Annotated in this window: 14 protein-coding genes and 1 tRNA gene; 11 read left to right on the top strand and 4 right to left on the bottom strand. The window is 67.7% G+C overall.

What is annotated here, in order from left to right; all coding sequences use genetic code 11:
- Positions 1–89: 89 nt before the first annotated feature.
- Positions 90–2,816: a DNA polymerase I gene (polA, locus tag ACIHFB_RS11115; RefSeq protein ID WP_365277741.1), complete on the bottom strand. Its 2,727-nt coding sequence runs from the start codon at positions 2,814–2,816 to the stop codon at positions 90–92.
- 210 nt (positions 2,817–3,026) lie between these two features.
- Here polA and ACIHFB_RS11110 point away from each other — a divergent pair, with 210 nt between their 5' ends.
- The 8 genes from ACIHFB_RS11110 (at position 3,027) to ACIHFB_RS11075 (ending at position 12,538) form a co-directional block, all read left to right on the top strand.
- On the top strand, positions 3,027–5,306 hold the full coding sequence (locus tag ACIHFB_RS11110) for an FdhF/YdeP family oxidoreductase (RefSeq protein ID WP_400126457.1): 2,280 nt from the start codon (positions 3,027–3,029) through the stop codon (positions 5,304–5,306).
- Between the two features lie 61 nt (positions 5,307–5,367).
- On the top strand, positions 5,368–5,847 hold the full coding sequence (locus ACIHFB_RS11105; protein ID WP_365277735.1) for a hotdog fold thioesterase: 480 nt from the start codon (positions 5,368–5,370) through the stop codon (positions 5,845–5,847).
- A gap of 137 nt (positions 5,848–5,984) precedes the next feature.
- On the top strand, positions 5,985–6,650 hold the full coding sequence (locus ACIHFB_RS11100) for a hypothetical protein (protein WP_365277732.1): 666 nt from the start codon (positions 5,985–5,987) through the stop codon (positions 6,648–6,650).
- A 224-nt stretch (positions 6,651–6,874) separates the two neighbouring features.
- Positions 6,875–8,104: a branched-chain amino acid ABC transporter substrate-binding protein gene (locus ACIHFB_RS11095; protein WP_365278280.1), complete on the top strand. Its 1,230-nt coding sequence runs from the start codon at positions 6,875–6,877 to the stop codon at positions 8,102–8,104.
- A gap of 135 nt (positions 8,105–8,239) precedes the next feature.
- Positions 8,240–9,169, top strand: a complete 930-nt coding sequence (locus ACIHFB_RS11090; protein WP_365277729.1) for a branched-chain amino acid ABC transporter permease — start codon at positions 8,240–8,242, stop codon at positions 9,167–9,169.
- 5 nt (positions 9,170–9,174) lie between these two features.
- Complete coding sequence (locus ACIHFB_RS11085; protein ID WP_365278277.1) at positions 9,175–10,959, top strand: branched-chain amino acid ABC transporter permease; 1,785 nt, start codon at positions 9,175–9,177, stop codon at positions 10,957–10,959.
- Positions 10,960–10,964: 5 nt separating this feature from the next.
- Entirely contained in the window at positions 10,965–11,825 is an 861-nt protein-coding gene (locus ACIHFB_RS11080; RefSeq protein ID WP_365277726.1) for an ABC transporter ATP-binding protein, read from the top strand.
- Positions 11,822–12,538, top strand: a complete 717-nt coding sequence (locus tag ACIHFB_RS11075; RefSeq protein ID WP_365277723.1) for an ABC transporter ATP-binding protein — start codon at positions 11,822–11,824, stop codon at positions 12,536–12,538. The genes ACIHFB_RS11080 and ACIHFB_RS11075 overlap by 4 nt, the downstream gene beginning before the upstream one ends.
- A gap of 78 nt (positions 12,539–12,616) precedes the next feature.
- On the opposite strand, the gene ACIHFB_RS11070 is transcribed toward ACIHFB_RS11075, so the two are convergent.
- On the bottom strand, positions 12,617–13,276 hold the full coding sequence (locus tag ACIHFB_RS11070; protein WP_365277720.1) for a response regulator: 660 nt from the start codon (positions 13,274–13,276) through the stop codon (positions 12,617–12,619).
- 105 nt (positions 13,277–13,381) lie between these two features.
- On the opposite strand from ACIHFB_RS11070, the gene ACIHFB_RS11065 reads away from it, so the two are divergent.
- Both ACIHFB_RS11065 and ACIHFB_RS11060 read left to right on the top strand, forming a co-directional pair.
- Positions 13,382–13,465, top strand: a tRNA-Leu gene (locus ACIHFB_RS11065).
- An 87-nt stretch (positions 13,466–13,552) separates the two neighbouring features.
- On the top strand, positions 13,553–14,341 hold the full coding sequence (locus ACIHFB_RS11060; protein WP_365277717.1) for a helix-turn-helix domain-containing protein: 789 nt from the start codon (positions 13,553–13,555) through the stop codon (positions 14,339–14,341).
- 7 nt (positions 14,342–14,348) lie between these two features.
- Here the strand turns inward: ACIHFB_RS11060 and pyk are convergent, their stop codons facing one another.
- Both pyk and ACIHFB_RS11050 read right to left on the bottom strand, forming a co-directional pair.
- On the bottom strand, positions 14,349–15,779 hold the full coding sequence (gene pyk / locus ACIHFB_RS11055) for a pyruvate kinase (RefSeq protein ID WP_365277714.1): 1,431 nt from the start codon (positions 15,777–15,779) through the stop codon (positions 14,349–14,351).
- 167 nt (positions 15,780–15,946) lie between these two features.
- On the bottom strand, positions 15,947–16,657 hold the full coding sequence (locus ACIHFB_RS11050; RefSeq protein ID WP_365277711.1) for an SIMPL domain-containing protein: 711 nt from the start codon (positions 16,655–16,657) through the stop codon (positions 15,947–15,949).
- A 179-nt stretch (positions 16,658–16,836) separates the two neighbouring features.
- Here ACIHFB_RS11050 and ACIHFB_RS11045 point away from each other — a divergent pair, with 179 nt between their 5' ends.
- The gene (locus ACIHFB_RS11045; RefSeq protein ID WP_365277708.1) at positions 16,837–18,642 is read left to right on the top strand and encodes a 5'-nucleotidase C-terminal domain-containing protein; all 1,806 of its coding nucleotides are present in this window, start codon (positions 16,837–16,839) and stop codon (positions 18,640–18,642) included.
- The last annotated feature ends 16 nt before the right edge of the window (positions 18,643–18,658 follow it).

Here is an 18,658-nt window from a genome sequence, read left to right as displayed (position 1 = left end):
AGGGCGGCCCGCCGTCAGCCACGCTGAGCGCCGAGTGAGCAATGACCTGCCCGGCGCTCAGCCCACCCACTCGGCCCAACCGCGGGCGGCTAGTGCGCTGCCGACTCCCAGTCCGGGCCCGCGCCCACCGAGACGCCCAGGGGGACGCGGAGGTGGACGGCGTCGGCCATTTCACGGCGGATGAGTTCCTCCGTCGCGGCACGCTCTCCGGGGGCGATCTCCAGGACGATTTCATCGTGCACCTGGAGCAGCATGCGGGAGGTGAGGTCGGCCTCGCGCAGGGCCCGGTCGACCTTGAGCATGGCGATCTTGACGATGTCGGCCGCCGTGCCCTGGATCGGGGCGTTCAGAGCCATGCGCTCGGCCGCCTCGCGGCGCTGGCGGTTGTCGCTGTTGAGGTCGGGGAGGTAGCGGCGGCGTCCGAACAGCGTCGCCGTGTAACCGGTCGCCCTTGCCTCGTCGACGGCCCGGCGCAGATAGTCCCGTACACCGCCGAAACGCTCGAAGTACGCGTCCATCAGGGCACGCGCCTCGGCCGCCTCGATGTTCAGCTGCTGGGAGAGGCCGAAGGCCGACAGCCCGTACGCCAGGCCGTACGACATCGCCTTGATCTTGCGGCGCATCTCCGCGTCCACCGCGCCGGGCTCGACCGCGAACACCTGCGAGGCCGCCGTGGTGTGCAGGTCCTCCCCCGAGGTGAACGCCTCGATCAGACCCTCGTCCTCGGAGAGGTGGGCCATCACGCGCAGTTCGATCTGGCTGTAGTCCGCCGTCATCAGGGACTCGAAGCCCTCGCCGACGATGAACCCGCGGCGGATCGCCCTGCCCTCGTCGGTGCGGACGGGGATGTTCTGGAGGTTGGGGTCGGTCGACGACAGGCGGCCCGTCGCCGCGACGGTCTGGTTGAAGGTGGTGTGGATACGGCCGTCCGCCGCGACCGTCTTGATCAGGCCCTCCACCGTGACGCGCAGCTTGGCCTGCTCACGGTGGCGGAGCATGATCACCGGCAGTTCGTTGTCCGTCTGGCCGGCGAGCCATGCCAGCGCGTCGGCGTCGGTGGTGTAGCCGGTCTTGGTGCGCTTGGTCTTGGGCAGGGCCAGCTCGCCGAAGAGGACTTCCTGGAGCTGCTTGGGCGAGCCCAGGTTGAACTCGTGCCCCGCCGCCGCGTGCGCCTCCTTCACCGCCTGCTGCACGGCGCCGGCGAACATCTGCTCCATGGCCTCCAGGTGGGCCCTGTCGGCGGCGATGCCATGCCGCTCCATCCGGGCCAGCAGCACTGAGGTCGGCAGCTCCACGTCCCGCAGGAGGTCCGCGGCGCCCACCTCCTGGAGCCGCTCGCCGAAGGCCTCGCCCAGGTCGAGGATGGCGCGGGCCTGGATCATCAGGGCGTCGGCCTCGGCGCCGTCGTCCGTGCCGAAGGCGAGCTGGCCGTCGGCCGTGGCGGCGGGGGCGAGCTCGCGGTGGAGGTACTCCAGGGACAGCGCGTCCAGGTCGAAGGAGCGGCGGCCCGGCTTGACGAGGTAGGCGGCGAGCGCGGTGTCCATGGTCACGCCGTCGACGGTCCAGCCGTGCTCGGCGAAGACGCGCATGGCGCCCTTGGCGTTGTGGAAGACCTTGGGGCGGCCCGCGTCGGCCAGCCAGGCGGTGAACGCCGTCTCGTCGGCCTCGTCCAGCTGGGCGGGGTCGAACCAGGCGGCGGCTCCCCCGGGCGCGGCCAGCGCGACCTCGGCGACCGAGCCCGCGCCGAGCGCCCAGGTGTCGACGGTGGCGATACCGAGGGTGTCGGTGCCGTGCTCGGTGAGCCAGGGCGCGAGCTCGCCGGTGGTGAGCACCTTGCCGTCCAGCTCCACGCCCTCCGTGGAGACCGGGGTGGACTCGGCCTCCTCGGCGCCGGGGTCGACGGCGAAGAGGCGCTCGCGCAGCGAGGGGTTGCGGATCTCCAGGGTGTCCAGCACCATCGCGACCGCCTTGCGGTCGTACGGTGCGCGCTCGAGGTCGGTGACGGTCTTCGGCAGCTCGACCTGCCGCTCCAGCTCGGTGAGCCGGCGGTTGAGCTTGACCGCATCCAGGTGATCGCGCAGGTTCTGCCCGGCCTTGCCCTTGACCTCGTCGACGCGCTCGACCAGCTCGGCGAAGGAGCCGAACTGGTTGATCCACTTCGCGGCGGTCTTCTCGCCGACGCCCGGGATGCCCGGCAGGTTGTCGGACGGGTCGCCGCGCAGGGCCGCGAAGTCGGGGTACTGCGCCGGCGTCAATCCGTACTTCTCGAAGACCTTCTCCGGGGTGAAGCGGGTCAGCTCGGAGACGCCCTTCGTCGGATACAGCACCGTGGTGTGCTCGGAGACCAGCTGGAAGGAGTCCCGGTCGCCGGTGACGATCAGCACCTCGAAGCCATGGGCCTCGGCCTGGGTCGCGAGGGTGGCGATGACGTCGTCGGCCTCGAAGCCGTCCACCGCGAAGCGCGGTGCGTGCATGGTGTCCAGCAGTTCGCCGATCAGCTCGACCTGGCCCTTGAACTCGTCCGGGGTCTTCGAGCGGTTCGCCTTGTACTCCGTGAACTCCTCGGAGCGCCAGGTCTTGCGGGACACGTCGAAGGCCACCGCGAAGTGGGTGGGCGCCTCGTCGCGCAGCGTGTTGGCCAGCATCGACGCGAAGCCGTAGATCGCGTTCGTCGGCTGGCCCGTCGCGGTCGTGAAGTTCTCCGCGGGCAGCGCGAAGAACGCGCGGTAGGCCAGCGAGTGCCCGTCCATGAGCATCAGCCGCGGGCGGTCGCCACCGGGGGCGCTGTCGGTCTTCTTCGATGCTGTTTCTGCCACGTCCCCGATCCTGCCACGTGGCACTGACAGTCGGGACCCACCGCCGGATCGGCGGTGCCCGACCGGTTCCGCATACGGTGCCTGCGCCCGGCGCCGAGCCCGACCTCGATCGTTGTCGGCGGAGCGTGGGAGGATCGTAGATATACCTCACACACGCAGTCGATGTATCTCACACACGCAGTCGCAGCAGTCGTATTAGGAGAGCGTGCGATGGCAACGAAGCCGCCCCAGGGCGATCCGGTTCAGGACGCGCCGCAGGTCGCCGAGCCGCAGCACGCGGCGGCGGGGCTCCCGGCCATCGGGCACACCCTGCGTATCGCGCAGCAGCAGATGGGTGTGAAGCGGACCGCGCTGACCCTCCTGCGCGTCAATCAGAAGGACGGGTTCGACTGCCCGGGCTGCGCCTGGCCGGAGCCGGACCACCGGCACAAGGCGGAGTTCTGTGAGAACGGCGCGAAGGCGGTCGCCGAGGAGGCCACCCTGCGCCGGGTCACCCCGGAGTTCTTCGCCGCGCACACGGTCGCCGACCTCGCCACCCGCTCCGGCTACTGGCTCGGCCAGCAGGGCCGGCTCACGCACCCCATGTATCTCCCCGAAGGGGGCGAGCGCTACGAGCCGGTCAGCTGGGAGCGTGCCTTCGACATCGTCGCCGAGGAGCTCACCGCGCTCGGCTCCCCGGACGAGGCCCTCTTCTACACCTCCGGGCGCACGAGCAACGAGGCCGCGTTCCTCTACCAGCTGTTCGCCCGCGAGTTCGGCACGAACAACCTGCCGGACTGCTCCAACATGTGCCACGAGTCGTCCGGCTCGGCGCTGTCCGAGACGATCGGCGTCGGCAAGGGCAGCGTCCTGCTGGAGGACCTGTACAAGGCCGACCTGATCATCGTCGCCGGCCAGAACCCGGGCACCAACCATCCGCGCATGCTCTCCGCCCTGGAGAAGGCCAAGGCCAACGGCGCGAGCATCATCAGCGTGAACCCGCTGCCCGAGGCGGGCCTGGAGCGCTTCAAGAACCCGCAGACCCCGCAGGGCATGCTCAAGGGTGCCGCGCTCACCGATCTGTTCCTCCAGATCCGCATCGGCGGCGACCAGGCCCTCTTCCGCCTCCTCAACAAGCTGATCCTTCAGACCGAGGGCGCGGTCGACGAGACCTTCGTCCGCGAACACACGCACGGCTACGAGGAGTTCGCCGAGGCCGCCCGCGCCGCCGACTGGGACGAGACCCTGACGGCGACGGGCCTCACCCGCGCGCAGATCGAGGAAGCCCTCGGCATGATCCTCGCCTCCGAGCGGACGATCGTCTGCTGGGCGATGGGCCTCACCCAGCACAAGCACGCCGTGCCGACCATCCGCGAGGTGGTCAACTTCCTTCTCCTGCGCGGCAACATCGGCCGCCCGGGCGCGGGCGTGTGCCCGGTGCGCGGCCATTCGAACGTACAGGGCGACCGCACCATGGGCATCTTCGAGCGCCCCTCCCCCGCCTTCCTGGACGCCCTGGAGAGGGAGTTCGGCTTCGCACCGCCGCGCGAGCACGGCTACGACGTCGTACGGGCCATCCGCGCGATGCGTGACGACAAGGCGAAGGTCTTCTTCGCGATGGGCGGCAACTTCGTCTCCGCCTCCCCCGACACGGAGGTCACCGAAGCGGCGATGCGGCGGGCCCGTCTCACCGTGCACGTGTCGACGAAGCTCAACCGCTCACACGCCGTCACGGGCGCGCGTGCGCTGATCCTGCCCACCCTCGGCCGCACCGAGCGCGACCTTCAGGGCAGCGGCGAGCAGGTCGTCACCGTCGAGGACTCCATGGGCATGGTGCACGCCTCCCGCGGCCGCCTGGAGCCCGCGAGCCCGCAGCTGCTGTCCGAGCCGGCGATCGTGTCCCGTCTGGCCCGTCGCGTCCTCGGCCACGAATCCCGCACGCCCTGGGAGGAGTTCGAGAAGGACTACGCGACGATCCGCGACCGCATCGCGCGCGTGGTCCCCGGCTTCGAGGACTTCAACGCCCGCGTGGCGCACCCCGGAGGCTTCGCGCTGCCGCACGCCCCGCGCGACGAGCGCCGCTTCCCGACGGCCACCGGCAAGGCCAACTTCACCGCCGCGCCCGTCGAGTACCCGGCGCTGCCCGAGGGTCGGCTGCTGCTCCAGACGCTGCGCTCGCACGACCAGTACAACACCACGATCTACGGCCTCGACGACCGCTACCGCGGCATCAAGAACGGCCGCCGGGTCGTCCTCGTGCACCCCGAGGACGCCCGCGATCTCATGCTCGCGGACGGCTCGTACGTCGATCTCGTCAGCGAGTGGCAGGACGGCGTCGAGCGCCGCGCGCCCGGCTTCCGCGTGGTGCACTACCCGACCGCACGGGGCTGCGCGGCCGCCTACTACCCCGAGACGAACGTCCTGGTCCCGCTGGACGCCACCGCCGACACCAGCAACACCCCGGCCAGCAAGTCCGTCGTCGTACGTCTGGAACAATCGGCAACCGACTGAGCGTTTGCTCAGTGGACCGCGACCGACACACGCGACCGCCGACGAAACGGAGCCGGGCCCCATGGGCGAGCAGCAGCACGTGAAGTTCCCGCAAGAGGTCATCGACGAGTACGCCGCGCTCGGCATCGACCTCATCGCCATGTTCTCGGCCGGAGACCTGGGCACCCGCATGGGAGTGCAGATCGTCGAGGCCTCGGCGGACCGCGTCGTCGGCACCATGCCCGTCGAGGGCAACACCCAGCCGTACGGACTGCTGCACGGCGGCGCCTCCGCGGTCCTCGCCGAGACCCTCGGCTCCGTCGGCTCCATGCTCCACGCCGGCAGCTCCAAGATCGCCGTAGGGGTCGACCTCAACTGCACCCACCACCGGGGCGCCCGCTCCGGTCTCGTGACCGGCGTGGCCACCCCCGTGCACCGCGGGCGCTCCACGGCGACGTACGAGATCGTCATCAGCGACGAGGCCGGCAAGCGTGTGTGCAGCGCACGGCTGACCTGCATGCTGCGGGACGTGAACCCCGGCGACGTGGAGCGGGTCCGGTGAATTCCAGTGCGACTGGATGGGACAACTGAGGGGCGCGGGGCTGCATTTGTGTGCGGCTCCGCCCAGCGTGGGCGCAATCAGCCACGACGGACCCGCAGATGCCCCCGGACTTGCAGCGGAGCGCCTAAGCTGCCGTCATGAGCGGCATCGGGCCCGTTGAACCCGTCAACTCATCGGAGAACGACGAGAGTTACGACGCCCTCGACACCGCCCCAACCGGTCTCACCCACCGCCTCACACACCAGTGGAACCGCCTGTCACCCCGGGCCCGCAAGGCCGTGCTCGCCGCGGCGGCCGTCGTCACGGTCGCCGCGGCCTTGCTGGTTCCGCGAAGCCTCAACTCCGCCCCGTCCAGCCCCGTCCCCTGGCCCGCCAACGTCACAACCTGGCGCTACCTCGGACTGGCCACCCCCCACAAACCCGGCGCCACCAGCGACCGTTTCCTGTTCGCCGTCACCGTCGAACACGGGCCGCCCGTCACCCTCCAGGTCTCCGGCACCGCCTTCGACGGGCTCACCGCACACGCCGTGCCCTGGACATCCTTCCTCGTGCCCGGCGGAACAACGCTCCGGATCGCCGTCGAGATATCCGTATCCGACTGTTCGGGAGTGCCCCTTAATGCGGACCTTCCCTTTCTCGACGTAACGCTGCGTAACACGCGCGCAATACAACACCACAGCTTCATCTTCGGCGGCGGCTTCTCGCGAGACCTTACGCGGCTCCTGCGCAGCACGTGTGACCAGGCCATCGCCGGACCGGGCCCACAGCCAACCGGAAGTGCGAATTCTCAACATGCGGACTGAGCGGATATTCCGCCAAACCCGCCGAGAGCGGCCTCCCCCCAGGCCCGCTCACCATCACGTCATAACAAGAACGTCACAAGCAAGCTCGCGGCGATGCCGATGTCCGCATATCGGGCTTAGAGTCACGCCCAGTCACCGCTCCATCGGGAGTTCGGTACCAGCGCGGCACCTCCGCCCCACCCGGGTGGACGTGACCGCGGAAAGGACTGATTGTGCGACGTTCCTTGGTGATACTTACCTCCGTCCTCGCGACTGGAGCGCTGTCCCTCACCGCCTGCGGCTCCCGAGACGACAACGGCAGCGACGGCAGCGGCGGCGACAGCGGCACCACCCTGACGATCGGTGTGGACGCCCCACTGTCCGGTGAGAACTCCACCACCGGCCTCGGCATCCAGTACGGCGCCCAGATAGCTATCGACGACGCCAACAAGAACAAGACCGTCCCCGGTGTCACCTTCAAGCTGAAGGCCTATGACGACAAGGCCCAGCCCGCCACAGGCCAGTCCAACGCCACCGCCATCACCGGCGACAAGACCGCCGTCGGCGCCGTCGGCCCGCTCAACTCGGGCGTCGCCCAGTCGATGACCCAGGTGTTCGCCGCGGCCGACATGGTCCAGATCTCCCCCGCGAACACCAACCCCGAGCTGACCCAGGGCAAGAACTGGCAGACGGACAAGAAGCGGCCGTACAAGACGTACTTCCGCACCTCCACCACCGACGAGCTGCAGGGCAGCTTCGCCGCCGACTACGCGTACAACACGCTCAAGAAGAAGAGCGTCTTCGTCGTCGACGACAAGCAGACCTACGGCGCCGGCCTCGCGAAGATCTTCGCCGAGCAGTTCAAGAAGCTCGGCGGCACCGTGATCGGGACCGACCACGTCAACACCGGCGACAAGGACTTCGGCTCCCTCGTCACCAAGATCAAGACCTCGAAAGCCGACATGCTGTACTACGGCGGCCAGTACGACGAGTCCGCGCTGATCACCAAGCAGATGAAGGACGGCGGGGTCAAGATCCCGCTATTCGGCGGCGACGGCATGTTCGCCTCCACCTACATCGAGGCCGGCGGCGCCGCCACCGAGGGCGACCTCGTCACCGCCATCGGTGTCCCCGCCGACACCCTGCCCGCCGCCAAGACGTTCATCGAGACCTACAAGGCCAAGGGCTACAAGGGTGACTACGGCGCCTACGGCACCTACGCCTACGACGCCGCCACCGCCATCATCAACGCCGTCAAGGCAGCCGTCGACGCCAACGACGGCAAGGTCCCCAGCGACATGAACGAGCTGCGCTCCACGGTCGTGGAAGGCGTCCAGAAGTCCGACTTCGAAGGCCTCACCGGCAAGGTCGCCTTCGACGAGTTCGGCGACACCACCAACAAGCAGCTGACCGTTTACGAGGTCGAAAAGGGTGCGTGGAAGGCTGTGAAGACCGGCACCGCCAACCTCGGCTAGCCCAGGCCACAGCAGCACGAAGCACAACCACACCACGGGCCGCGCGGAAGGGGACCCCGACCGCGCGGCCCTTGCCACACCCCATCCCTGCACGCGACCAGTGCACACGACCACCAGCGACATGGAGGCCATGCGGTGAACACCCTGCCGCAGCAGCTGGCCAACGGGCTGCTTCTAGGCTCGATGTACGGGCTGATCGCCATCGGCTACACGATGGTGTACGGCATCGTCCAGCTCATCAACTTCGCGCACGGCGAGATCTTCATGACCGGCGCCTTCGGCGCCTTCACGGTCTACTTCTACATCCTCCCCGACGGCACAGCGATGGCCATCGCGGTGCCCCTGATGCTGATCGGCGGCGGCATCGTCGCCATCCTCATCGCCGTCGGAGCCGAACGGTTCGCCTACCGACCACTGCGCGGAGCACCACGACTGGCACCGCTCATCACCGCAATCGGTCTCTCCCTGGCCCTCCAGGAAGTCGTCCGCAACTTCTACCCCGGCGCAGACCGCGCCATCGCCTTCCCCGGCCTCGACGCCACCCACGAAATCGGCTCCGTCACCATCAAGGACGCCGACATCTTCCTCATCGTGGCCGCCGTCGTCTGCATGTCCGCGCTCGCCTTCTTCGTCCGCAAGTCCCGCACCGGCCGCGCCATGCAGGCCACCGCGCAAGACCCGGACACCGCGCAGCTCATGGGCATCGACACCAACCGCATCATCGTCATCGCCTTCGCCATCGGCGGCTTCTTCGCCGCCGTCGCCGCCGTCGCCTACGGCCTCAAATACGGCAACATCGACTACCGCATGGGCTTCCTGATGGGCCTCAAGGCCTTCACCGCGGCAGTCCTCGGCGGCATCGGCAACATCTACGGCGCCATGCTCGGCGGCCTCGTCCTCGGCGTCGCCGAGACCCTCGCCTCCGCCTACATCGACGGCATCCCCGGCATGGACAAGCTCGGCGGCCAGAGCTGGGCCAACGTCTGGGCCTTCGCCCTCCTCATCATCGTCCTCCTTGTCAGGCCACAAGGCCTACTCGGCGAACGCGTCGCGGACAGGGCGTGATCACGATGACCGACCTCACCAAGACCACCCCCACCACCCGCGGCCTCATACCGCTGCCCCTCGCGGCAGCCCGCGCGCTCCTCCTCGCCGGAGGCATCGCCACCGCCGCCTCCGCCTTCCTCGCCTGGACCTGGACCTCAGAGTTCCCCGGCGACCTCACCATCACCGGCTACCCCGGCGGCCTGCAGTGGCTGACCTTCACCGCCGGCGTCCTCACCGCCCTCTTCGCCCTGGCGTCGTACGGCATCCGCGGCCTCGGCTGGCTCCTGCCCGCCGGCAACAACGCACCACTCGCCCTCAACGCCCTCGGCGGCCTCGGCGTCACCTGGTACGCCGTCATCTCCATCTGCGTCGAACTCGGCGGCGTCGTCAACCTCGAACCCGGCGGCTACATCGCCGCCGTGGCCTCCCTCCTGCCCGTCATCGGCGCCTTCGCCCTCCCCGAGAAGCGCTCCGACGACGCCAAGGAGAACCTCAAGGCGTACCTCGCCAAGCCCGACGGCATCCCCGCCCCCCAGCCCCTGAGCCCCTGGCTGGAGCGCGCGGTCGTCACCGTCGTCACGATCATCGGTCTCTTCGTCTTCACCTACGGCATCGACACCGAATACGGCGAACTCTTCATCGGCTACCTCATCGTCGTCATCTTCGCCGCCTGGGCCCTGCACACCGCGGGCCTCATCGACCGCTTCTCCCGGATCATCGCGAACAATCGCAGCTTCACGCTCGCCATGGGCTTCGCCGCCGCGATCGCGTTCCCCTTCACCCAGACCGACGACCACTACGCCAACATCGGCGTCAACATCCTGATCTTCGGAACCGTCGCCCTGGGCCTGAACATCGTCGTCGGCCTCGCCGGCCTCCTCGACCTCGGATACGTCGCCTTCCTCGGCGTCGGCGCCTACACCGCCGCCCTCGTATCCGGCTCCGAGTTCTCCACCTTCTCCGGCGTCCAGTTCCCCTTCTGGGCCGCCGCCCTCACCGGCGCCGCCGCATCGCTGATCTTCGGCGTCCTCATCGGCGCCCCCACTCTGCGACTGCGCGGCGACTACCTCGCCATCGTCACCCTCGGGTTCGGAGAGATCTTCCGCATCGCCGTCAACAACATGGACGGCGACTCCGGCCCCGACATCACCAACGGACCTAACGGCATCCCGGCCATCCCGGACCTCAAGCTCTTCGGGTTCAACCTCGGCGAATCCCACGACCTCGGCAGCTTCACCCTCGGCCGCTTCGCCAACTACTACCTGCTCATGGTGCTGATCATGGCCATCGTGGTCCTGGTCTACACCCGCGCCGCCGACTCCCGCATCGGCCGCTCCTGGATCGCCATCCGCGAAGACGAAACCGCCGCCACCGCCATGGGCATCAACGGCTTCCGCGTCAAACTCATCGCCTTCGCCCTCGGCGCCGCCCTCGCCGGCCTCGCCGGCACCGTCAGCGCCCACGTCACCTACAGCGTCGTACCGACGCCGTACCAGTTCGCCGGCTCCACGCCCCCGAACTCGGCCTTCCTCCTCGCCGCCGTCGTCCTCGGCGGCATGGGCACGGTGGCCGGCCCGATCCTCGGCGCGGCCCTGCTCTACCTCCTCCCGGAGAAATTGGTCTTCCTCCAGGACAAGTCGCTGCTCGCGTTCGGCATCGCCCTCATCCTCCTGATGCGGTTCCGCCCCGAAGGCATCATCGCCAACCGCCGCCGCCAGCTCGAATTCCACGAGACCGGCCAACTCGACGTACCAGAAACAACAACACTGACCGGCGAACCGGCCGCCGTCACCAAGACGGGGGCGTGAGCATCATGACGACACCTGTACTCGAAGCCCGCGGCGTCACCATGCGCTTCGGCGGCCTCACCGCCGTCCGCTCGGTCGACTTCACCGTCAACTCCGGCGAAATCGTAGGCCTCATCGGCCCCAACGGCGCCGGCAAGACAACCTTCTTCAACTGCCTGACGGGCCTGTACATCCCGACGGAAGGCACCGTCTCGTACAAGGGCACGGTCCTGCCACCGAAGCCACACCTGGTGACACAGGCCGGCATGGCCCGCACCTTCCAGAACATCCGCCTCTTCGCCAACATGACGGTCCTCGAGAACGTCCTCGTCGGCCGCCACACCCGCACCAAGGAAGGCCTCTGGTCCGCCCTCCTGCGCGGCCCCGGTTTCAAGAAGGCGGAAAAGGCCAGCGAAGAACGCGCAATGGAACTCCTCGAGTTCATCGGCCTCGCCCACAAGCGCGACCACCTGGCACGCAACCTCCCCTACGGCGAACAGCGCAAGCTTGAGATCGCACGAGCACTCGCGTCCGAACCGGGCCTGCTGCTCCTCGACGAGCCGACCGCCGGCATGAACCCCCAGGAAACGCGGGCCACCGAGGAACTGGTCTTCGCCATCCGCGACAAGGGCATCGCCGTCCTCCTCATCGAGCACGACATGCGCTTCGTCTTCAACCTGTGCGACCGCGTCGCCGTCCTCGTCCAGGGCGAGAAGCTCGTCGAAGGAACCTCCGAAGTCGTCCAGGCCGACGAGCGAGTCATCGCCGCCTACCTGGGCGAGCCGTTCGAAGGCGCCCCCGGCGAAGCGGAAGCGGCCGAAGTCGCGGCCGCCGAAGCCGTGGCCGACGCACACAGCACCACCAGCACCAAGGGAGACGCCCAGTGACCGCACTCCTCGAGGTCGAAGACCTCCGCGTCTCCTACGGCAAGATCGAAGCCGTCAAGGGCATCTCCTTCAGCGTCGAGGCCGGCGAGGTCGTCACCCTCATCGGCACGAACGGCGCCGGCAAGACAACAACCCTGCGCACCCTGTCGGGCCTCCTGAAGCCGACCAGCGGAAAGATCCTGTTCGACGGCAAGCCCCTCACCGGCATCGCCGCCCACAAGATCGTCTCCTTCGGCCTCGCCCACTCCCCCGAAGGCCGGCGCATCTTCCCCCGCCTCACCATTTTCGAAAACCTCCAGCTCGGCGCCTTCCTCCGCAACGACAAGGAAGGCATCGAACGGGACATCCAACGGGCCTACGACCTGTTCCCCATCCTCGGAGAACGCCGTAACCAGGCGGCGGGCACCTTGTCCGGCGGCGAGCAGCAAATGCTCGCCATGGGCCGCGCGCTCATGTCCCAGCCCAAGCTGCTCATGCTCGACGAACCGTCCATGGGCCTCTCGCCGATCATGATGCAGAAGATCATGTCGACGATCGCCGAGCTCAAGTCCCAGGGCACGACCATCCTGCTGGTCGAGCAGAACGCCCAGGCCGCGCTGTCCCTGGCCGACCAGGGGCACGTCATGGAGGTCGGCAACATCGTCCTCTCGGGCAGCGGGCAGGACCTGCTGCACGACGAGTCGGTACGGAAGGCATACCTCGGCGAGGACTGAGGTCCAGCGCTTCTACGACGATGCCCGCGCCCCTGTTGCAGGGGCGCGGGCATCGTCGTTGGGCACAGCGGCGCGGGCTCAGCCCTTGCCGTTGCCCTTCTTCTCATCAGCGTCCTGAATAACCGCCTCGGCAACCTGCTGCATCGACATCCGGCGATCCATCGACGTCTTCTGAATCCACCGGAACGCGGCCGGCTCGGTCAGCCCGTACTGCGTCTGAAGAATCGACTTCGCCCGGTCCACGAGCTTCCGGGTCTCAAGCCGCAGACTGAGGTCCGCGACCTCCTTCTCCAGCTCCTTCAACTCCGTGAACCGCGAAACAGCCATCTCGATCGCCGGAACGACATCGCTCTTGCTGAACGGCTTCACGAGATACGCCATCGCACCGGCATCCCGGGCCCGCTCGACGAGGTCACGCTGCGAGAACGCGGTGAGCATCAGGACGGGGGCGATCCGCTCCTCGGCGATCTTCTCGGCGGCGGAAATGCCATCCAGCTTCGGCATCTTCACGTCGAGGATCACAAGGTCCGGCTTGTGCTCACGGGCAAGCTCCACGGCCTGCTCCCCATCGCCGGCCTCACCGACGACGGAGTACCCCTCCTCCTCCAGCATCTCTTTCAGATCGAGCCGGATCAGTGCCTCGTCCTCGGCAATGACGACACGGGTCGTCAGCGGAGGCACGTGCGACTTGTCGTCGTCGGGCGCGTCTACGGGCTGGGGCGACTCGGGGGCGGTCACGGGGGCTCCTTGTTGCGGGCCGGGCAGGTGCTGCTGCTTATGCAGCCTACCTAGAGGCGGGGAGCTACGGTGACCCGGTATGCTTCTCGGCAGTCCCCCTGGCCTGCCCGGTTGGAGGAACTGGTCAGACTCGCGGCACTCAAAATGCCGTGCCCTTTGGGCATGTGGGTTCGAATCCCACACCGGGCACTTGGAAACGGAAAGCGGAGGATCACGTTCGCGTGGTTCTCCGCTTTTTCATGCACAGGGTCGCGATCAGTCACACAGAGTGTCCGCATGAACTTCCACGACACTGGTGTGCGACACAAAGCGGTCACACTACTGCGCAACGGCGCAAAGAACGCAGACGTGGCCCGACGGCTCAATGTTCCGCTGGGGACGATCGGCTATTGGAAGCATCTGGACCGAGCAAAACGCGGCGAGTGCCCCGGCCGCCACGAACCCAAGTGCCCCCGGTGCGATGGGCGAGCCCTCGACGATCCGGCGTACAGCTACCTACTGGGCCTCTACCTCGGCGACGGCCACATCAGCCACTACTCCGAGCATCGAGCGCCGAATCTCATGATCACCTGCAGCGAGTCATGGCCCGGCCTCATGGACGACTGCGAGCAGGCCATGCGCACGGTCTTCCCCGACAACTCCGTCTGCCGCGTTCGCAGGACCGGCTGCAGCAACGTAAAGGTGTATTCGAAGCACCTGCACTGCCTGTTCCCCCAGCACGGCCCTGGCAGGAAGCACGAGCGCCACATCACCCTCGAACCCTGGCAACAGGCGATCGTCGATGCTCACCCCTGGGAGTTCGTTCGTGGCCTCATCCACTCCGACGGCTGCCGCATCACCAACTGGACCACGCGCCTCGTCGCCGGTGAGCGCAAGCGCTACGAATACCCCCGGTACTTCTTCACCAACGTGTCCGACGACATCCGCCGGCTCTATACCGACACCCTCGACAGGCTCGGCATCGAGTGGACGCACTGCACCCGGCACGGCAACCCGTACAACATCTCCGTCGCGAAGAAGGCCTCGGTAGCTCTCCTGGACACCCACGTAGGCCCCAAACACTGACCCCCGACTACTTGTCGTCCTCCCCGATGTGATGCACCCGCACCAGATTGGTGGAGCCGGAGACTCCGGGCGGGGAGCCGGCGGTGATGACGACGGTGTCGCCCTTTTGGCAGCGGCCGTACTTGAGGAGCAGTTCGTCGACCTGGTCGACCATCGCGTCGGTGGAGTCGACGTGGGGGCCGAGGAAGGTCTCCACGCCCCATGTCAGGTTCAACTGCGATCGCGTCGCCGGCTCCGGCGTGAAGGCCAGCAACGGAATCGGTGAGCGGTAGCGGGAGAGGCGGCGGGCGGTGTCTCCGGACTGGGTGAAGGCGACCAGGAACTTCGCGCCCAGGAAGTCGCCCATTTCGGCGGCCGCACGCGCGACCGCGCCGCCCTGGGTGCGGGGCTTGTTGCGTTCGGTCAGGGGCGGGAGGCCCTTTGCCAGGATGTCTTCCTCGGCGGCTTCGACGATCTTCGACATGGTCCTGACCACAGCGATGGGGTACTTGCCGACGCTGGTCTCGCCGGAGAGCATCACGGCGTCCGTGCCGTCGATGACCGCGTTGGCGACGTCGCTGGCCTCTGCCCTGGTCGGCCGGGAGTTCTCGATCATCGAGTCGAGCATCTGGGTGGCCACGATGACCGGCTTGGCGTTGCGCTTGGCGAGTTTGATCGCGCGTTTCTGGACGATCGGGACCTGCTCGAGCGGCATTTCCACGCCGAGGTCGCCTCGCGCGACCATGATGCCGTCGAAGGCGGCGACGATGTCGTCGATGGCTTCGACTGCCTGGGGCTTCTCCACCTTGGCGATGACGGGGAGGCGGCGGCCTTCCTCGTCCATGATGCGGTGGACGTCGTCGATGTCCCGGCCGCTGCGGACGAAGGAGAGAGCGATCACGTCGCAGCCCGTGCGCAGCGCCCAGCGCAGGTCTGCCTCGTCCTTTTCCGAGAGGGCGGGGACCGACACGGCTACGCCGGGGAGGTTCAGGCCCTTGTTGTCGGAGACCATGCCGCCTTCGATGACGGTGGTGTGGACTCGGGGGCCGTCGACCTTGGTGACTTCGAGGCATACCTTGCCGTCGTCGACGAGGACGCGTTCACCGGGGGTGACGTCGGCGGCGAGGCCGGCGTATGTCGTACCGCACTGCTGCTGGTCGCCCTCGGCGCCTTCTTCGACGGTGATGATGAAGGTGTCGCCGCGTTCAAGGAGTACGGGTCCTTCGGTGAAGCGGCCGAGTCGGATCTTCGGGCCTTGAAGGTCGGCGAGGATGCCGACGCTGTGGCCGGTCTCGTCGGAGGCCTTGCGTACGCGCTGGTAGCGCTCCTCGTGGTCGGCGTAGTCGCCGTGGCTGAGGTTGAAGCGGGCGACGTCCATTCCGGCTTCGACCAGTGCCTTGATCTGGTCGTATGAGTCGGTGGCGGGGCCCAGGGTGCAGACGATCTTTGCTCGGCGCATGTTTTGAGCCTAGACCTTACCTGCGGGTAGGGAATTGGCTGAGCATGACCACTCAACAACCTTTGCGTGAAGGGGTGTTGACAACTGTTGAATTGCGCGGAGGGGTGCTCTGATGAGCATTCTGCGGTCCGTCGCACATTCGGTCGGGCCGATTTTCGACGTCGCGGTCAAAGGCGGGGCGGCGTCATGGTGAATCGGGCGTTGACCTGGGCGTAGACGCTCTGCCGTTGGGGTTCGAGGTCGAGGGCGGCGGCTGCGTCCTCGGCGGCGTAGGCGGCGGAGCGCATGCGGGCGCCTTTTGCGAGGGGGTACGGCTCGGGGTTCTCGGCTCCGATGTCGGCGAGTTCCACGAGGGCCGCGAGTGAGGTGCCGAGTGCTTCGGCGTATTCCCTGGCCCGCTGGACCGCTTCCTTCACAGCCTGCCGGCGGGCTTCGCGGTGGGCGGGTGAGTCGGGGCGCAGGGCCCACCAGGGGCCGTCGACGCGGGTGAGTTCCTGGTCGGCGAGGCGGGTGGTGAGTTCGCCGAGGGCGGTGAAGTCGGTGAGTTCGGCGGTGATGTGGACGCGGCCGTGGTAGGCGTGGATGCGTTCGCCGCGGCCCTTTTCCTTGAGTTCGGGGCTGATGGAGAAGGAGCCGGTTTCGAGGTGTTCGACTGCGTCGCCGTAGGTCTTGATGAGGTCGAGGACGGCGGTGTTGCGGCGGGTGAGGTCGTCGAGGGCGGTGCGGCGGTCCTTGCCGCGGGAGGCGACGGTGACGCCGATGCGGGCGATCTCGGGGTCGACTTCGAGGCGGGCTTCGCCGCGGACGGCGATGCGGGGGGCGTCCGGGGTGCCGTAGGGGACGGCGGGGCGGGGATCGTCTGCGGGCGGTGTGGTCATACGTCCCACTCTGGCATGGCTTACTCGCTTGTCGGGGTGGTCAGTTCACAGGTGGGGTCATCAGATCGAAACCTGCGGGGCCTGTTGCTGGTCGGCGTGTACGGGTCAGAATCTACGCGCGTCGTCGATCGTGTTCGGTCTACGCGCGTCATCGACCGTGGCCCGAGGAGTGTCCAGAGATGCCGTTGAACCGTCGGAAGTTCCTGAAGAAGTCAGCCGTGACGGGGGCGGGGGTCGCGCTGGCCGGCGCGGCGGCGGCTCCGGCGGCCGAGGCCGCGGAGGCGAAGAAGGGGCCGAAGCCGGCGAAGCGGTACTCGTTCACGGTGATGGGCACGACGGACCTGCACGGCCATGTCTTCAACTGGGACTACTTCAAGGACGCGGAGTACACCGACGCCCAGGGCAATGCGCAGGGGCTGGCCCGGATCTCGACGCTGGTGAATCAGGTCCGGGAGGAGAAGGGCCGCCGTAACACGCTGCTGCTGGACGCGGGCGACACGATTCAGGGCACTCCGCTGACGTACTACTACGCCAAGGTGGACCCGATCACGGCGAAGGGGGGTCCGGTCCACCCGATGGCGCAGGCCATGAACGCGATCGGGTACGACGCGGTGGCGCTGGGCAACCACGAGTTCAACTACGGCATCGAGACGCTGCGGAAGTTCGAGGAGCAGTGCGACTTCCCGCTGCTGGGTGCGAACGCGCTGGACGCGAAGACCCTCAGGCCCGCGTTCCCGCCGTACTTCATCAAGAAGTTCCATGTGAAGGGCGCCCCGCCGGTCAAGGTCGCCGTCCTCGGTCTGACCAACCCGGGTATCGCGATCTGGGACAAGGCGTACGTCGAGGGCAAGCTGACGTTCCCGGGTCTGGAGGAGCAGGCCGCGAAGTGGGTGCCGAAGCTGCGGTCGATGGGCGCGGATGTGGTGGTCGTGTCGGCGCACTCCGGTTCGTCCGGTACGTCGTCGTACGGTGATCAGCTGCCGTACGTCGAGAACTCGGCGGCGTTGGTCGCGCAGCAGGTTCCGGGGATCGACGCGATCCTGGTCGGGCACGCGCACGTGGAGATCCCGGAGCTGCTGGTCACGAACGAGGCGACCGGTAAGAAGGTCGTGCTGTCGGAGCCGCTGTGCTACGCGGAGCGGCTGTCGCTGTTCGACTTCGAGCTGGTCCTGGAGAAGGGCTGCTGGAAGGTCGAGTCGGTGAAGGCGACGCTGCGTGATTCGAAGACGGTCGCCGACGATCCGCGGATCACCAAGCTGCTCAAGGACGAACACGATGTCGTCGTGGAGTACGTCAACCAGGTCGTCGGTACGGCCACCGAGACGCTGACGACGGTGGACGCCCGCTACAAGGACGCCCCGATCATCGACCTGATCACGAAGGTGCAGGAGGACGTGGTCAAGGCGGCGCTGGCGAGTACGGAGCATGCGTCGCTGCCGGTCATCGCGCAGGCGTCGCCGTTCTCGCGGACGTCTCAGATCCCGGCCGGCGATGTGACGATCCGGGATCTGTCGAGCCTGTACGTGTACGACAACACGCTGGTCGCGAAGTTGCTGACGGGCGCTCAGGTGAAGGCGTACCTGGAGTATTCGGCGCAGTATTTCGTGCAGACGGCGGCGGACGCCCCGGTCGACGTGGAGAAGCTGACGAACGCGGGCAACCGTCCGGACTACAACTACGACTACGTGTCGGGGCTGTCGTACGAGATCGATATCGCGCAGGCGGCGGGTTCGCGGATCAAGAACCTGACGTACGGCGGTGCCGCGCTGGACGATGCGCAGCAGTTCGTGTTCGCGGTGAACAACTACCGGGCGAACGGCGGCGGCGCGTTTCCGCACGTCGCCTCTGCGCAGGAGCTGTGGTCGGAGTCGACGGAGATCCGGACGCGGATCGCGGAGTGGGTGACCGCGAAGGGTGTGCTGGATCCGAAGGACTTCGCGTCGGTGGACTGGAAGCTCACGCGTGCGGGCACGCCTGTCTTCTAGCACGGCCGTTTTCCTC

The sequence above is a fragment of the Streptomyces sp. NPDC051963 genome, from assembly GCF_044593495.1.
Taxonomy (GTDB): Bacteria; Actinomycetota; Actinomycetes; order Streptomycetales; family Streptomycetaceae; genus Streptomyces.
Note: the sequence above shows the minus strand (reverse complement) of the source record. Positions and strands in the feature narration are given on the sequence as shown.

Coding starts and splice junctions, on each gene's coding strand:
- ACIHFB_RS11100 (WP_365277732.1), top strand. CDS start 5,985: ATGAGCGGCATCGGGCCCGTTGAACCCGTCAACTCATCGGAGAACGAC.
- ACIHFB_RS11105 (WP_365277735.1), top strand. CDS start 5,368: ATGGGCGAGCAGCAGCACGTGAAGTTCCCGCAAGAGGTCATCGACGAG.
- ACIHFB_RS11050 (WP_365277711.1), bottom strand. CDS start 16,657: ATGACCACACCGCCCGCAGACGATCCCCGCCCCGCCGTCCCCTACGGC.
- ACIHFB_RS11045 (WP_365277708.1), top strand. CDS start 16,837: ATGCCGTTGAACCGTCGGAAGTTCCTGAAGAAGTCAGCCGTGACGGGG.
- ACIHFB_RS11085 (WP_365278277.1), top strand. CDS start 9,175: ATGACCGACCTCACCAAGACCACCCCCACCACCCGCGGCCTCATACCG.
- ACIHFB_RS11110 (WP_400126457.1), top strand. CDS start 3,027: ATGGCAACGAAGCCGCCCCAGGGCGATCCGGTTCAGGACGCGCCGCAG.
- ACIHFB_RS11060 (WP_365277717.1), top strand. CDS start 13,553: ATGAACTTCCACGACACTGGTGTGCGACACAAAGCGGTCACACTACTG.
- ACIHFB_RS11080 (WP_365277726.1), top strand. CDS start 10,965: ATGACGACACCTGTACTCGAAGCCCGCGGCGTCACCATGCGCTTCGGC.
- pyk (WP_365277714.1), bottom strand. CDS start 15,779: ATGCGCCGAGCAAAGATCGTCTGCACCCTGGGCCCCGCCACCGACTCA.